The sequence below is a fragment of the Salmonella sp. SAL4457 genome (assembly GCF_046548235.1).
Taxonomy (GTDB): Bacteria; Pseudomonadota; Gammaproteobacteria; order Enterobacterales; family Enterobacteriaceae; genus Salmonella; species Salmonella enterica.
The window spans coordinates 1-232 of sequence record NZ_JBGDZO010001414.1 but is presented as its reverse complement, the minus strand read 5'-3'; the positions used below and the strand labels follow the sequence as shown (position 1 = coordinate 232).

The 232-nt window shown below is 62.1% G+C and carries 1 protein-coding gene; it reads left to right on the top strand.

Features of this window, described 5'->3' with window-relative positions:
* Positions 1-14: 14 nt before the first annotated feature.
* Positions 15-232 (top strand): DnaA N-terminal domain-containing protein (locus ACLJNW_RS28825; protein ID WP_410962108.1); only part of this gene is annotated, 218 nt, incomplete at its 3' end.

The window sequence follows — 232 nt, the reverse complement described above, 5'->3', positions numbered from 1 at the left end:
CCTGGATCCGTCCCTTGCAGGTCGAAGCCGAAGGCGACGAATTGCGTGTGTATGCACCCAACCGTTTCGTCCTCGATTGGGTGAACGAGAAATACCTCGGTCGGCTTCTGGAACTGCTCGGTGAACGCGGCGAGGGTCAGTTGCCCGCGCTTTCCTTATTAATAGGCAGCAAGCGTAGCCGTACGCCGCGCGCCGCCATCGTCCCATCGCAGACCCACGTGGCTCCCCCGCC